Raw genomic sequence first — 14,883 nt, forward strand, 5'->3', positions numbered from 1 at the left:
CCGCGACTATCAGCTCGTCAGAACCTCGTCGAGGAGGGCTTCAGCCTTGTCCTCGTTGGTCTTTTCTGCGAGTGCGAGTTCGCTGACGAGAATCTGCCGGGCCTTGGCCAGCATCCTCTTCTCGCCCGCCGACAGACCGCGCTCCTTGTCCCGGCGCCACAGGTCCCGAACTACCTCGGCCACCTTGTTGACGTCGCCGGACGCCAACTTCTCCAGGTTCGCCTTGTAGCGCCTGGACCAGTTGGTGGGCTCTTCGGTGTGAGGCGCGCGCAGCACCTCGAAGACCTTGTCCAGGCCCTCCTGCCCCACCACGTCACGAACGCCGACATCCTCGGCGTTCGCAGCCGGCACGCGCACCGTCAGATCGCCCTTGTCAACCCTCAAAACGAGGTAGGTTCTGTCCTCGCCCTTAATGGTGCGAGTCTCGATCGCTTCAATACGAGCAGCCCCATGATGGGGGTAGACAACAGTGTCGCCGACCTTGAAAGTCATGTGACAGGTACCCCTTCCGCTACCACAAGGATACCATGAATCTGTGACTTAACGTACCTATTAGGTTTGCGAACACGCAGGTCAGGCCACACTTTTTAGGGCTTGACAAAGTGTACCCGAGGAGTACCGGGCACCTGGTCAGATCGGCTTCGGAAGTCCTCTACCCCCACTGGCCAGCCGAAGTGCGGCCTCACCCGTGTTCGGTTCGGGATAGGGTTCGCCCTCACCCGGACACCCTCCGCTAGGGCTCATAGCGATATAGGTCACGATTTCGGATCGGGTTGACCCGCCCATGACCCGTCCGGATCTCCAGCGGTTCCGCGAGTGGATCTCCGGGCGGACTTCCGGGCCGACCAACCCGACCACGTCTCAACGGCTTGGGTGCCCGCAGCTCGGCTGCCAGAGGCTCGGGCATCTCGGGCTCGGACGTCACCTGCCCGTCATCAGGCCTCGGGCTCGTAGTCCTCACGCTTCTCGCCGGTCACCATGTAGACCAGGTTGTCAGCGACGTGCACCGCGTGGTCACCGAAGCGTTCGTAGAACCGCCCGACCAGAGTCACGTCCATGGTCGCCTCCACCCCGTACTCCCACCCCGGGGCAAGGATGCGCTGCAGCAGCTTGCGCCGCAGCCGGTCCATCTTGTCGTCGTCCTTGTCCAGTTCCAGGGCGGTGTCGGGGTCCCGCTCGAAGATCACCTCTCCGGCCTTGGTGACCAGCAGTTCCGCCTGGTGACCCATCTCCAGGACGATGGAGCGCACCGGCTTGGGGATCGCCGAGTCCGGGTGGCGGCGCCGGGCGATCTTGGCCAGGTGAACGGCGTGGTCGCCCATCCGCTCGAGATCCCCGCGCATCGCCAGGGACGTGATGATGGTCCGCAGATCCGAGGCGACCGGCTGCTGCCGGGCCATCAGGCTGAACGCGGTGTCCTCGATCTCCTGGTCGAGCCGGTTGAGCTCCTCGTCACCCGAGATCACCTCCTGGGCCGCGTTCAGGTCGCTGTCCAGCAGGGCAGTGGTGGCACGCGCGACGGCGTGCCTGGCGAGCCTGGTCATCTCGACGAGGCGTTCGCTCAGGCTGTCAAGGTTCTCGTGATACGTATCGCGCATGGCGTCAATGCTCCCAGTCTGCGTTTGAAGAATCGGCCAAGAGTTGGTGAACGATGGAAGAACCTCGGTTGTGTCGCATGCCCTGACCGGGTAAAGCCCCAGTCCGCACGTTTACGATCGAATCGTGCAAGGGGAACTTCTCGCCGCCGTTGTCGGCATCATCGGGCTCGTCGTGGGCGTCGTCATCGGCGTACTCGTCGCCAGCCCTCTCTTCCGTTCGCGAACCACGGGTGAGGAGCCGCAGTCGCCTCGACACGACGGCAACACCCTCCCGCCCGGGATCGCTGAGGTCCTGTCCGCGCTCCCATCCTCCGCCGTGGTCCTGGACTCCGGTGACAGGGTGCTGCGCGCCTCCTCCGCCGCCCGGGCCTTCGGGATCGTCCGGGGAGAGGAACTGGTCATAGGCGAACTCCTCACTCTGGCCCGCAAGGTCCGGCGTGACGGAGTGATCCGCGAGACCGACATCGAGGTGGCCGTCCGCAAGTTCGGCCCCGACGCCACGTCCTTCGCGGTACGGGTGGCTCCGCTGGGCGGTACCGGCCTGGTGCTGGTACTGGCCGAGGACCAGACCGAACACCGGCGGGTGGAGGCGGTCCGCCGCGATTTCGTGGCCAACATCTCGCACGAACTCAAGACCCCGGTGGGCGCGCTGTCCCTGTTGGCGGAGACCGTACAGGACGCCAGCGACGACCCCGAAGCCGTGCGCCGGTTCACCGGGCGCATGCAGACCGAGGCCGCCCGGCTCACGGCGGTCATCCAGGACCTCATCACGCTCTCCCGCATCCAGGGCGCCGAACCCATCGCCGAACCCGCCCCGGTGGACCTCGGCTCGGTCGTCGAGGAGGCGATCGACACGGTGCGCATGCCCGCGGACGCCAAGGGGATCGAGCTGGTGGGCAGCGGTGCCGAAGGGCTGACGGTGCTGGGCGACGAGGCGATGCTGGGGACCGCCCTGCGCAACCTCATCGCCAACGCCGTCGCATACAGTCCGAAGAACACGAGGGTCGCGGTGTCCGTCGGGACCTCCCGGACCAGCGTGGACATCAGTGTCGCGGACCAGGGGATCGGCATCCCCCAGCAGGACCTGGAAAGGATCTTCGAGCGGTTCTACCGTGTGGACGCCGCTCGGAGCCGGGCCACCGGTGGTACCGGTCTCGGCCTGGCCATCGTCAAACACATCATGACCCACCACCGTGGAGAAGTGACCGTGTGGAGCAAGGAGGGGTCGGGGTCGACGTTCACTCTGCGTCTGCCCAGACCCGAGAGCCGGGAGCTCGACGCGACCCGGAACGACAACCACCAGGAGACGGCACAGTGACGCGCGTACTCGTAGTAGAGGACGAAGAGTCCTACAGCGACGCCCTGTCTTACATGCTGCGCAAGGAGGGCTTCGAGGTCGCGGTGGCCCCCACCGGGACCGTCGCTCTGGAGACCTTCGACCGGACCGGCGCCGACCTGGTGCTGCTGGACCTGATGCTGCCGGGACTGTCGGGCACCGAGGTGTGCCGGACGCTGCGGCAGAAGTCCAACGTCCCCGTCATCATGCTGACCGCCAAGGACTCCGAGATCGACAAGGTCGTCGGTCTGGAACTGGGCGCCGACGACTACGTGACCAAGCCGTTCTCCTCCCGTGAGCTGGTGGCGCGCGTCCGCGCGGTGCTGCGCCGCCGGGGCGAGGACGAGGTCGTGCTGCCCGCCGCACTGGAGGCCGGTCCCGTCCGGATGGACGTGGAGCGGCACGTGGTGACGGTGCGCGGCGACAACGTCCAGCTCCCGCTGAAGGAGTTCGAGCTGCTGGAGGTGCTCCTGCGCAACGCCGGGCGGGTGCTCACCCGGATGCAGCTCATCGACCGCGTGTGGGGCGCCGACTACGTCGGTGACACCAAGACCCTCGACGTGCACGTCAAGCGACTGCGCGCGAAGATCGAGGAGGACCCGGGCAACCCGCGCTACATCGTCACGGTGCGCGGTCTGGGCTACAAGTTCGAGCCCGTCACCGTCGAGGTGGAGTAGGGGTCGAAGCAGGGCACGGGAGATCCCCCTTCGGATTCCCTTCTTTCCCCTTCTGCTCCCGGCTCCCTTCGGGGCCCGACGAGTCGACACCTCCCGTGTCCCGGGTTGCGGCCGCGCCGCACCCGGGACGCCGTCTTTTCCGGGCGGCCTTCCCCGCACACCTCACTGTCCGGTGTGCCGTTCCACCGCCCGGGCCAGGACCCCGCAGGCGCGCCGGAGCTCCGTGCGGCCCGCCGACCCGTAGCCGATGACCAGACCGTGCACCCTCGGTGCCCCGTGGCTGGTGCGGCTGGTGTCCTCCACCAGAACCCCCTCCCCGGCCGCCGCCGCGATCACCGGCGCCACCGCCGTCTCCGGCAGGGACAGCAGCACGTGCAGTCCGGCCGTGTCCCCGCTGAGCCGGGGTCCGAGGTGTTCCACGAGCAGGGCGCGGCGGCGCGCGTACTCCAGTCGCATCCGGCGCAGGTGCCGGTCCAGGTCCCCGCGTTCGAGGAGCAGGGCCGTGGCGGCCTGGACGGGGCCGCTGGTGCGGTCGGACAGGCCGGCCCGGACCTCGACGATGCGGTGCATCACATCGGGTTCGGCGACGATCCAGCCGATGCCGAGGTCGGGGTCGAGGGTCTTGGAGAGGGTGCCGAGCAGGACGACCCGGCCGGGGTCGAGTCCGTACAGGGCGGGCAGGGGCGCGACGTCGTAGCGGAACTCGGCGTCGTAGTCGTCCTCCACCACCACGGCACCGGTCCGGCGTGCCCAGGCCAGCAGGCGTTCGCGGCGGGGCAGGGGCAGGCGTCCGCCCACCGGGTACTGGTGGGCGGGCGTGGTGTAGACGAGGGAGAGGTCGTCGGGCAGGTCCTCGGGGCGGATGCCGTCGCGGTCCACGGGGCAGGGGACGATCTCGGCGCCGCGCGCGGCCAGGATGGTGCGGGCCCTGCCGTAACCGGGGTCCTCCACCCCCGCCCGGACACCCGGCCCGGCCGTGGCGCTGATCATCGCGCCGACCAGGTCGAGGCCGTTGCCGGTGCCCCGGGTGACCAGGATGTTCTCGGGTCCCACCCGCACGCCCCGGGTGCGGCGCAGGTGTTCGGCGAGCAGGGCGCGCAGCCGGGGCAGTCCTCGGGGGTCGGGGTCGTCCGAGGGCGGGTGTTCGGCGGCGTGCCGCCAGGCCCGGCGCAGGGCGGCGCGGTCGTGGTCGTGGACCCAGGGGGCGCCGGGGCGCAGGTCGACCGTCCCGGAGCGGCGGATCTCGGCGCGCGAGGGGCGTTCCCGTACGGCCCCGGTGCCTCGTGGCACCACCGGATCCCGCGGTGTCTCCGGCCCTGCTTCCGGCCCCGGCAGGGGTTCGTGTTCGGTGACGAAGGTGCCCGAGCCGTGGCGGCCGTCGAGCCAGCCCTCGGCGTAGAGCTGCTGGTAGGCGTCGGTGACCACGGTGCGGCTCACCCCGAGCTGGGTGGCCAGGCCGCGGCTGGAGGGCAGCCGTTCACCGGCGCGCAGGGTTCCGGTGGACATGGCCTCGCGCAGCGCGTCGGACAGCTGGGCGGTGAGCGGGGCGGAGGCGGAGCGGTCGAGGCGTACGGGCGGTTCGGCGAGGCGTGCGGGGCGTCGGGGCAAAGTGGTCTTTCACTTCCTGCCAGAAGTGGCCATGGTTGGAATATCCACTTCTCCCTACGGTAGACGCATGCTCTCCACCACCGAACGCACACGGCTCAACCGTGGCAAGGCCAAGGCCAGAACCGACCGCAACGAGCTGTACGACCTCCTCGACGAAGGGCTGGTCTGCCACCTCGGCGTGGTCGTGGACGGATCGCCCCGAGTACTGCCCACCGGCTACGGACGGATCGGCGACACCCTCTACCTGCACGGTTCGACCGGCGCGCGCTCGCTGCGGGCGGAGGACGAGGTGTGCGTGACGGTGACCCTGCTGGACGGCATCGTGATGGCCCGCTCGGGCTTCCACCACTCGATGAACCACCGCTCCGCGATGGTGTTCGGGACCCCGCGCCTGGTCACCGACGAGCAGGAGCGCTGGGAGGGGCTGCGGGCGATCACCGAGCAGCTCGCCCCGGGCCAGTGGGACGTGGTCCGCCCGCCGAGCGCCAAGGAGATGGCGGCCACCCGGGTGCTGGCGCTGTCCCTGGCGGAGGCGTCGGTGAAGGTCCGCACCGGCCCGCCCAACGACGAGGAGTCGGACCACCCCACCCCGATCTGGGCGGGTGTGCAACCGGTCCGGACGGTGTTCGACCCCCCGGTGACCGACCCGGCGCTGATCCACGACCTCCCCGCCCCCGGCCACGTCCTGGCCCGGGTGACCCGGAACGGGGCCTGAGTACTTCCCCGCCCGTCTCAGACCTCGACGATGACGGTGAAGGGGCCCTCGTTGGTCAGGCCGACGGACATCTGGGCGCCGAACACCCCCGTGGCCACCTCCGCGCCCTGGTCGCGTAGTTCCTTGACGACCGCGTCCACCAGTGGTTCGGCGACCGGGCCGGGGGCGGCCGCCTGCCAGGTGGGGCGGCGGCCCTTGCGGGCGTCGCCGTAGAGGGTGAACTGGCTGACCACCAGGAGCGGGGCGTTGATGTCCGAGCAGGACTTCTCGTCCTCCAGGACGCGCAGCGTCCACAGCTTGCGGGCGACCTTGCGGGCCTCCTCCTCGGTGTCGGTGTGGGTCACCCCCACCAGGGCCATCAGGCCGGGCCGGGTGATCTCGCCGACCACCTCGCCGTCCACCGTCACCGAAGCGTGCGACACCCGCTGCACGACAGCGCGCATGGGTTCCCCCTTGATCATCGAACTCTTCCGCCACCGCTTTCCGGACTGGGCCGGGGACGGTGCTACCTCGATCGTTGCAGCTGGTTGAGCAGGCGCACCCGGCGGGTGTTGGTGATCAGGCCGGTCAGGGTGACCACGAACGTGCTGATGGAGTCCGAGAAGTCCTCGATCCGCCATTCGCTCGGCCCCGTGTACCAGGCGAGTCCGTCACCGGTGAGCTCCTCGGGGCTGAGGTCGGCGATCGCGGCTGCGGCCAGGATGTTGGCCCAGCGGTCGGCGTCGTCGAAGATCACGGCGTAGGGCAGGTAGCGCGAGTACAGCTCCACCCGCTGACCGGGTGGGGCGCTCTGGGCGCGCTGGCTGAGCAGGTAGTCGCGGAAGCCCATGGTGTGCGCGTAGACGGAGCTGCCGAGCTTGGTCTTGGCGGGCATGTACTGGGCCCCGGCGGTGACGGCCGCCCCGGCGATGATCACGGCCAGGCCGGTGAAGGCCGCGGTGGTGAACACCGCGAGCGCACCGGTCAGGACCACCCCGGAGACGGTGAGCCCCATGCCGGCGACGGTCCAGGTACCGCGCTCCCGGTTGGGCGAGCGGGAGAACCACTTGAGCCGGACCATGTCCCGGTACAGCTCCTCGCGCACGCGGTCGATGCGGGCCGGGAAGTCCGCGCAGTGGTGCGGGGAGCCGATCTCGGACAGGCGCACGGTGCGCTTCTCCCCGAAGAGGGCGTCCAGCAGGAGCCATTCGTAACCGAGCAGGGTCTCCCCCGGCGGGCCCTCCAGGCGGACCAGCCGCCAGTCCACCGAGGTGAAGTGTTCGTGCGGGAGCTCCTCGACCCGGATGTGGCCGCGCACGGCCAGGTCCAGGACCGCGCCGCTCAGATCGGTGATGTCGACCGTCTCGTTGACGAGTGTGCCGATCTGGCCGGGGTGGACGTCGTCGGGCGGGGCGAAGCGCACCCGGCCGTGCTCCCCGGGCTCCACTGGAGCGTGGTCGCCCTCGGACGCCTCCTCGCGCAGCGCGCGCTCGTCGCGGCCGCGGACGCGGATCAGCGCGATCAGCCCGCCCACCAGGACCAGCAGCAGGAGGCCGAACACGCTGGCGGTGGCCGGGGTGACCTGAAAGGCCGAGGCCAGTGACCAGCGGCGGGTGAGGATGGGTTCGCCCTCGGCGGTGCCGGCCGGGTAGTTGACGACGATGTCCAGCCGGTCGCTGGGGGTCATGTCGGCCTGGAGGAAGTGCGCGACGACCGCGTCCCCGCCCATGTCCGAGGCGGTGCAGTACATAGCGCTGCGGGGCTCTCCGGCCAGGCAGGACAGCGCCTCGGGCGGCAGCGGGGCGGTGACGGTGACGTCGGTGCTGCGGACGGTGTGGCTGTAGGCGCCCACGGCCCGCCACTCGAGCTGGACGCCCTGGGCCACCTCGCTGACGGTGCCGCTGACCCGGTAGCTGAGCTTCACCCCGCGGGTGCCCTCGGTGGGGATGCGCACCAGGAGGACTCCGTCGGTCTCCTCGGTCTCGAGCGGGAGGGTGGCGCCGTCGGAGCTGACCGCGGAGACCCCGTTGATCTCGAAGCGGCGGTCGTGGTCGGTGTCGTAGAGCATCGTGGCCGTGAGGGCCCGTGTGAAGCTCTCCGGGGCGGCTCCCTCGAAGCGGATGGTCTCCTCACCGTGGAGGATGCCCAGTTGGTCCAGTTCGAGGCGGATGTCGTTGGTGATGACCGGGTCCGTGGCGGAACGGTGGGCGATGACCGCCGGTTCCTGCCCCGGTACTGTGGTTGCCGGTGCGGCCGCCGTCGCCGCGTGCGCCTCTCCTCTCGGCCACGCCACGGCGGACACCGCGGCCAGCGAGGAGAACACGAGCAGGGCCGTCGCCAACGCGACGGCCGGGCGCCAGGAGCCGACCCACCACATGACGCGAGAGCCTATCCGGTCCGTGCGCGGACCGTGTCCATCGGGCGCCCCCAGCGGCGTCGTGCGCCGGCCAGCCATGCGGCCGGACGGCCGGTCCACCGGTCGGCCCGACGACCTGCCCGACCCTGTTCCCACCGGCCTGAGCGGCCACCGCGCGCGCCGGGGCCGGGTCCCGTGGTGAGGGGCCGACGGTCGGGTCCGGGGGCGGATCCGTGGGCGGATCGGCCCGGTTTCCTCCAACGCATGGGGCTGGGCGTCTCCTTATCGCTGGGCACGGGGTTGGCCGCGGTCGGGTTCACCGGGTTCCTGTCGATCTCGGCAATGCTGCCGTCGGCCGAAGCGGCCCTGGGCGAGCCGCTCGGGCCGGGCCCCGACCAGGTGCTGATCGCGGACGTCGCCGAGGCACCGGCCGCCGACCCGGTGCCGATCCAGGACCCGTTCGGGCAGAATCCGCTCTACGCCAACGGTGAGCTGGGCGAGGTCACCTGCAAGCCGCCGAGGATGGATACCGGGGACCCGAAGTCGGTGGAGGCGTTCGTGCACGCGATCGCCGACTGCCTGGACGCGGCCTGGGCGGCCTACTTCGCGGAGGCGGGCATCCCCTTCACCTCACCCAACCGCGTCTACTGGTACGCGGAGGGGCACAGCCCCTGCGGGCCCTTCCCCACTCAGGGCACGGCGGCCTTCTACTGCCAGGCCAACCAGGGCCTCTACCTGGGCGTGGAGGACATCGTCGCGGCGTCGGCGGGAAGCGAGGAGGCCGAGGCGTACACGTTCCTGCTCAGCCACGAATACGGGCACCACGTGCAGGGGCAGTCCCGGATCCTGGCCGAGTTCCACGCGCTGCGGGCCAACGCCGACGAGGAGACCGCGGACGAGCTGACCCGGCGCAACGAGCTCCAGGCCGACTGCCTGGGCGGAGTGTTCATCGGTGCCGCTGGGGAGTCCCTCGGTTACGGGGAGTCCGAGCGGACCAATATCCTCGACTCAGTCGGGCGCCGCTCCGACCACGCGGGCACGAGCACGCACGGGTCGGTGGAGAACGGTCGTCTGTGGACCGCGCACGGCATGGACCGTGCGGACCCGGCCGCCTGCAACACCTGGGAAGCCCGCGAGGAGCTGGTGCGGTGAGCGGTGACCTCGGCTTCGGCGGGGCGGACGCGGCCTCACGGCTGGCCCACTCCCGCAGGGCGCACCGGACCAACCGGCGGGTCTTCAGCGTGGTGTGCGGCCTCCTGGTGGTGCTGCTGGCGCTGTCCCTGCTCTCCTGGACCACCGTCCAAGAGGGCGGCTCGGACACGGACACGGTGTCCGGACGGGCCGACGGCGCCGGGGACGAGAAACCCGGCCAGGAGCACCCCGTCGAGGACACGCCCTCCGGACAGCTGGGACTACCCGGCCGCGCCCTGCCCGACCGGCCCACCGGGCACACCGCGCTGGTCTCCAACCCGCTGTACGACACCGGTCGGCTGAGCCCGCTGCCGTGCCCGGTGCCGGAGCTGGACGTCGAGGACCCCGACTCCATGGAGCGGTTCCTGCACCTGGTCGCGGACTGCCTGGACGACGCCTGGACGACCCAGTTCGACCGGGCGGGCATCCCCTTCGCGCCGCCGAACCGGGTGTTCTGGAGCGACCCCGGCGTGAGCCCCTGCCGTGCTTACCCCTCCCCCGCCGGGGCGTTCTACTGCCGGGCGAGCAGCGCCATCTACATCGGCACCTCGGACGTGGTGGAGAAGTGGAACGGCTCCGAGGAGAGCGTGGTCTACGCGTCCCTGCTCGCCCACGAGTACGGCCACCACGTGCAGGGCGAGTCCGGGCTCCTGGAGTACTACCACGAGCAGCGCCAGCTGGAGGAGGACGACGCGGGCCGCAACGCGTGGACGCGCCGCAGCGAGCTCCAGGCCAACTGCCTGGCGGGCGCTTTCCTGGGATCGGTCCGGGTGAGCTACCCCTTGGACTCGGGGGACCTGGAGGTGCTGCTGGACGACGCCTCGGCCACCGCGGACCGTGCCGACGGCCCCGACGAGGAGCGCACGCACGGTTCCGCGGACAACAGCGTGTGGTGGACGCGGGCCGGCTGGGACGAGCAGTCGGCGGGCGCCTGCAACACGTGGGACGTGGACGACGGGGACCTGGTGAAGTAACGGGCCCGGGCCGCGGTCGGGAAGCGTTCGGGTTCCCCGAGTTGTCCACAGGGGAGGCTGAGCCGTGTTTCATCGCCACTGCGCGTGGCAGGATGCTGACATGCCGGATACCCCCGATTCCCCCGGCTCTCGCGAGCCGGAGCACCAGCCCCCCGCCCCTGGGGCCCCCTCCCTCAGCCCCGCTGAGAAGCCCTCCGCCGCCCCTGCCCGAAACTGCGTGGAGCTGCGCGTGCACGGGGTCAGCGGCGGTCAGGCCGAGGAGCTCCTGGACGTGGAGCCCGCCATGCGCGTGGGCGGCGACCGGCTCGCCGGTTTCTTCCGGTGGCGGCGCGAGCCTGACACCCAGAGCGTGCCCGGGGTACGGCGGGAGATCTTCGCCTGGGGCAACCTGACCTCGGGCAGCGCCTCGCGGGCGTTCTGGCTCCTGCTGCTGCCTTTCATGCTGCTCAACGTGGCGTACTGGATGCGGCCGGGGCGGATGGACCGGGAGCAGACCGGCCTGCGCCGGGGCGCCAGCATCGCTTACGGGGCCGGGGTACGGCTGCTGGCGCTGTCCCTGACCGTGCTCATCACCCTGGCCGCGGCCGGGGTGGGGATGGACCTGGTGGGCTGGCAGTGCGCCGGGATGGGCCAGGAGTGCGTCCAGGCGCGCCCGTGGCTGGCCTTCCTGGCCTCGGCGTCCTCGCCGCTGTCCGTTCCGGGGTGGGGGCTGTTGATCGGGGCGGTGCTGCCCGCGGCCGTCGTCCTGGTGCTGTGGCGGCTGTCCCGGAGAACGGCGGCCGACTACGAGGTGGTGACCGGTCCGGTGCCGCCGGAGTACACCGAGGACGCGCCGTTGAGCCATCCGGACTTCTGGCGCAACAGCGAGATCATGGCGCGGCTGAGGTCGGCGCACATCGCGATGGCGGTGGGCACCGTCGCGGCGCTGCTGCTGCTCCCCGCGTTCCTGCACGACCTGTCGGTGCGGGGCGGGGCGGCGTCGACCGGGCCCGCGGCCTGGTGGTTCGGGGCGGCCCTGACGGCCGTGTTGGCGACCGCGGCGGCGGCGAGCACCGCGAGCGTGCTGGTGCCGGGGAGGGATCCCCGGTGGAACGCGCGGGCCGACCGGTTCTGCCGCATCCTGCGGGACACCATGCTCTTCGTGGTGGTGGTCGTGGCCGTGTACACGGTCTGGCCGCGGCCCGGATGGGTGGCCCAGGGGCGGCTGCCCGGCAGCGGGACCCTGCTGAACACGCTCTTCGCCGTGCAGGGCGCGCTGGTCCTGATGCTGCTGCTGGCGGCGCTGGTGCTGTTCGCGGTGGACCGGCCGCACGAGCGCACCGCGATGCGCGGACTGGCCGGACCGGCCACGGCCGCGCTGGGCACACTGCTGGGCGGCGGGTTCTCGGCGGCGCTGGTCTACCAGGGTGCGCTGTGGCTGAGCGGCTGCGGTTCGGTGAACGCGCCCGAGGCGGACTGCCTGGCCCTGTCGCCGCCCACCGCCTACTCGTGGCTGCAGCTGGCGTTCGCCTTCGAGGCGGTGATCGTACTGGGCGTGATGGCGGTGCTGGCCCTGCGGCTGCGCGGGGCGGTACGGGCGCAGCTGCCCGAGGTGACCTCGCTGTACTCGCGGAGCGTGCGGGACCGCAGGACCTGGGACATCGCCAGGGCCAGGGCCGTGGGGCAGCTGACCGAGGTCCTGCCCAAGGTGCTGGCGGCGCTGCTGCTGCCGGTGATCCCCCTGGTGGGGCTGGCGCTGTACTCGATCCTCACCGGCAACCTGGTCGCCGGTCCGGTGGACGCCCCGGCGCTCATGGCCGGGGAGCTCCACGGTGTGGCGCAGGGTGCGCTGGACGCGCTGGTGGGCGTGGGTTCGATCATCGGCGGGGCGGGCCTGGTCGCCCTGGCATGGATCGGCCGGAGCGCCTACCGGGACCGGCCGACCCGGCAGGCGGTGGGCGCTGTCTGGGACGTGGGGACCTTCTGGCCGCGGGTCGCGCACCCGCTGGCCCCGCCGTCGTACGCCGAGCGCGCGGTGCCGCAGCTGACCGCGCGAGTGGCGAGGATGGCCCGCGAGGGCACCGACGTGGTGCTGTCCGGCCACTCGCAGGGGTCGGTGCTGGCCGCCGCGACCGTGTGGCAGCTGCCCCGGGACTGTCGGGGCCGGATCTCGCTGATCACGCACGGTTCGCCGCTGGACCGACTGTACGCGCGGTACTTCCCGGCCTACTTCGGTCCGGTCGCGTTCGGTGACCTGAGCGGGCGGGTGTCGGCCTGGCGCAACCTGTGGCGGGTCACCGACGCCATCGCGGGCCCGGTCCGCAGAGGGGGTTCCGGTGCGGACGGCGCGGACGAGGGGCGGGATCGGAGCGAGGAGAGCGTGGCACAGGCCGAGCCGCTGCCCGATCCGCGTTCGTACGACGCCCCGCCCGGGGAGGCCAGGCGCCCCGAGATCCTCGGACACTCCTACTACACGAGCGACCCGGCCTACGCGCAGGCGCTGTCGGAGGTGCTGCCCCCGGAACCTCGGGAGGCCGTGGAGCCAGCGGGTCCGACGGAGCCCGGACCGGCCGGGCGGTCCCTGCCGCCGCGGCCCTACCCCCGAAGCAACTGAGTGCGGGCCGGACCGCGTGCGGTGGCCGGTGCCGCCCCCGAAGGACCGGGGCGGCGCCGACCGGGGGTCGGGCGGGCTCGGTCAGAGGGGATCGGGGATCAGGCCGGGCCCGGTCCTACCAGGGGCCGTAGGGGCCGTTGTTCTGGTTGCTGCCGCCCACGCCCTTCACGGCGGGGCGCACGTCCAGCAGGAAGATGAGGGTGGCGACCAGGCCCAGGATGACGAACATGCCGGTGCCGCTCAGCACCGCGAGCAGCGAGAGTCCCGTCGCGACACCGGTGAGGATCACCCACAGCTTCTTGGTCTGCTTGTCCATGACCACGAAGGCCTGCTCCGGTGTCCTCAGCGCCTCGATGAACGCGTACAGGCTGGCCACGAAGGTCACGAGGTAGATCAGCTGCCAGATCCAGTAGAACAAGACTCACTCCAGTCGCCGCACGCGTCCGAACGGGGTTCCGCCCGCTCTCCACGTTAAACGGACGACACGTGAGAATCGTGCCCTGTCGAGGCTGACATCACAACGGGCTCAGATGGGAATGTGCCACAGACACGTCACGGTGGCCAGCAGGAAGGCCGAGGCACCCATGATGACGGCACCCGCGTGGTAGGGGAGTTCGTCGTCCGGGCGCAGGAGCCGGTTGACCCTGCGCATGACGCCGGGCTCGGCGGTGGGCACCGCGGCCATCGCGCCGGCGGGCACCGGGGCGGGACCGGCGGCGCCGAAGCGGAGCAGGGCCATGGCCAGCTCACGCGAGGAGCTCTTGCGGAGGGCCTGGTCGTCGGCGCACATCTCGATGAGCAGCGCGACGCTCTCGTAGTAGGTCCGCACCAGCCGCACGCGGGGGAAGGCCCGCTTGAGCGAGGAGAAGGGCAGCAGCACGAGGTCGTGGCGCTGACGCAGGTGGGCGTGCTCGTGGGCGAGCACCGCGGCGAGTTCACGGTTGTCCAGCACCTCGAGCGCGCCGGCGCTGATCACCACCTGCGAGCGCAGTACGCCCGGCAGGCAGTAGGCGGCGGCGGCCGGGTGGTCGACGACGCGGGCACCGGGGACGTCGGGGTGTTCGCTGGCCACCAGTTCGAGCAGGTCGTGGTGGCGCCTGCGGACCCGGACCACCTGCACGAAGGAGGCGACGAGCCCGGAGAAGAGCACGAGGGTCAGGATGATCGCCAGCGCGACGGCGGCGAGGTGGCTGACTCCCTCGATCCCCTGGGAGAACTCGGCGAGGATGAACTCACCGGTGATCAGGTCCGACGCGGCGGCCATCAGGCCGCCGGCGGCGCCGAGTTCGTAGGAGGACAGGCCGTAGGCCAGCAGCGCTCCGATGGTGGACACGCCCCAGGCCAGGCCAAGCGCCTGCCAGGCGATGACCGCCGTGTAGGGGCCGCGGGAGGGCCACTTCGCCCGATGGAGTGCTTCCATGGCGACGAGGCAGCTGATCGCGACGATGGTGAGGAGGGCGGCACTGACCATACGGACTAGTTCCTTGGCTGCTCGATTTCCGCGAGTGCGCGCCGGAGCGCTTCAGCCTCCTGGCCGTCCATGGATTGGACGAAGGCGGCCAGGGCCGCGTCACGGTCCACCGTCTGACCGAGCGCGTCGAACATCAGCTCCGACACGTAGTTCTCACGGCTGGCTGCCGGACGGTACCGCCACGCACGACCCTCGCGTGCCCGGTCGACGACCTTCTTCTTGGCCAGTCGGTCGAGCACGGTCATGACGGTCGTGTGGGCCAGGTCCCGCTCGGCGAGTGCTTTGCCGACCTCGCGAACCGTCATTGGTTCGTTGCGTGCCCACAGTACATCCATCACCGCGCGTTCAAGTTCGCCAAGCCGATTCATGAACTCAAGTCTACGAC

At 71.0% G+C, this 14,883-nt stretch carries 14 protein-coding genes; 6 read left to right on the forward strand and 8 right to left on the reverse strand.

Annotated elements, in window-relative coordinates:
* Positions 1 to 9 precede the first annotated feature (9 nt).
* A complete protein-coding gene (locus tag NE857_RS31315) occupies positions 10 to 492 on the reverse strand; it encodes a CarD family transcriptional regulator (RefSeq protein WP_026116638.1) in 483 nt (160 codons plus the stop codon).
* 443 nt (positions 493 to 935) lie between these two features.
* Entirely contained in the window at positions 936 to 1,598 is a 663-nt protein-coding gene (phoU, locus tag NE857_RS31320; protein ID WP_254418864.1) for a phosphate signaling complex protein PhoU, read from the reverse strand.
* 124 nt (positions 1,599 to 1,722) lie between these two features.
* Between phoU and NE857_RS31325 the strand changes: the two genes are divergently transcribed.
* Positions 1,723 to 2,916: a sensor histidine kinase gene (locus NE857_RS31325; protein WP_254418865.1), complete on the forward strand. Its 1,194-nt coding sequence runs from the start codon at positions 1,723 to 1,725 to the stop codon at positions 2,914 to 2,916.
* Entirely contained in the window at positions 2,913 to 3,611 is a 699-nt protein-coding gene (locus NE857_RS31330) for a response regulator (protein ID WP_254418866.1), read from the forward strand. Before NE857_RS31325 ends, NE857_RS31330 begins: the two co-directional genes overlap by 4 nt.
* Before the next feature lie 162 nt (positions 3,612 to 3,773).
* On the opposite strand, the gene pdxR is transcribed toward NE857_RS31330, so the two are convergent.
* Positions 3,774 to 5,219 carry a MocR-like pyridoxine biosynthesis transcription factor PdxR gene (gene pdxR, locus NE857_RS31335; protein ID WP_254418867.1) on the reverse strand — a complete coding sequence of 482 codons (1,446 nt, stop codon included), beginning with the start codon at positions 5,217 to 5,219 and terminating at the stop codon, positions 3,774 to 3,776.
* Between the two features lie 67 nt (positions 5,220 to 5,286).
* On the opposite strand from pdxR, the gene NE857_RS31340 reads away from it, so the two are divergent.
* Positions 5,287 to 5,934: a pyridoxamine 5'-phosphate oxidase family protein gene (locus NE857_RS31340; RefSeq protein WP_254418868.1), complete on the forward strand. Its 648-nt coding sequence runs from the start codon at positions 5,287 to 5,289 to the stop codon at positions 5,932 to 5,934.
* 17 nt (positions 5,935 to 5,951) lie between these two features.
* Here the strand turns inward: NE857_RS31340 and dtd are convergent, their stop codons facing one another.
* Complete coding sequence (gene dtd, locus NE857_RS31345; protein WP_254418869.1) at positions 5,952 to 6,377, reverse strand: D-aminoacyl-tRNA deacylase; 426 nt, start codon at positions 6,375 to 6,377, stop codon at positions 5,952 to 5,954.
* 62 nt (positions 6,378 to 6,439) lie between these two features.
* Positions 6,440 to 8,290 (reverse strand): DUF2207 domain-containing protein, encoded by a 1,851-nt coding sequence (locus tag NE857_RS31350; protein WP_254418870.1) that lies wholly within the window; start codon positions 8,288 to 8,290, stop codon positions 6,440 to 6,442.
* A 243-nt stretch (positions 8,291 to 8,533) separates the two neighbouring features.
* Here NE857_RS31350 and NE857_RS31355 point away from each other — a divergent pair, with 243 nt between their 5' ends.
* From NE857_RS31355 to NE857_RS31365, 3 genes are all read left to right on the forward strand, one after another.
* Complete coding sequence (locus NE857_RS31355; protein WP_254418871.1) at positions 8,534 to 9,421, forward strand: neutral zinc metallopeptidase; 888 nt, start codon at positions 8,534 to 8,536, stop codon at positions 9,419 to 9,421.
* Positions 9,418 to 10,434: a neutral zinc metallopeptidase gene (locus tag NE857_RS31360; protein WP_254418872.1), complete on the forward strand. Its 1,017-nt coding sequence runs from the start codon at positions 9,418 to 9,420 to the stop codon at positions 10,432 to 10,434. Before NE857_RS31355 ends, NE857_RS31360 begins: the two co-directional genes overlap by 4 nt.
* 100 nt (positions 10,435 to 10,534) lie before the next feature.
* Positions 10,535 to 13,027: a hypothetical protein gene (locus tag NE857_RS31365; RefSeq protein WP_254418873.1), complete on the forward strand. Its 2,493-nt coding sequence runs from the start codon at positions 10,535 to 10,537 to the stop codon at positions 13,025 to 13,027.
* 115 nt (positions 13,028 to 13,142) lie between these two features.
* Here NE857_RS31365 and NE857_RS31370 read toward each other — a convergent pair whose 3' ends face one another.
* The 3 genes from NE857_RS31370 to NE857_RS31380 all read right to left on the reverse strand — a co-directional run bounded on the left by NE857_RS31370 (position 13,143) and on the right by NE857_RS31380 (position 14,866).
* Positions 13,143 to 13,445, reverse strand: a complete 303-nt coding sequence (locus tag NE857_RS31370) for a DUF2516 family protein (protein WP_017581320.1) — start codon at positions 13,443 to 13,445, stop codon at positions 13,143 to 13,145.
* 108 nt (positions 13,446 to 13,553) lie between these two features.
* Positions 13,554 to 14,498: a M56 family metallopeptidase gene (locus tag NE857_RS31375; protein WP_017581321.1), complete on the reverse strand. Its 945-nt coding sequence runs from the start codon at positions 14,496 to 14,498 to the stop codon at positions 13,554 to 13,556.
* A gap of 5 nt (positions 14,499 to 14,503) precedes the next feature.
* Positions 14,504 to 14,866, reverse strand: coding sequence for a BlaI/MecI/CopY family transcriptional regulator (locus NE857_RS31380; protein ID WP_083926756.1), 363 nt, complete (start codon positions 14,864 to 14,866; stop codon positions 14,504 to 14,506).
* Between the last annotated feature and the right edge of the window lie 17 nt (positions 14,867 to 14,883).

The sequence above is a fragment of the Nocardiopsis exhalans genome (assembly GCF_024134545.1).
Taxonomy (GTDB): domain Bacteria; phylum Actinomycetota; class Actinomycetes; order Streptosporangiales; family Streptosporangiaceae; genus Nocardiopsis; species Nocardiopsis exhalans.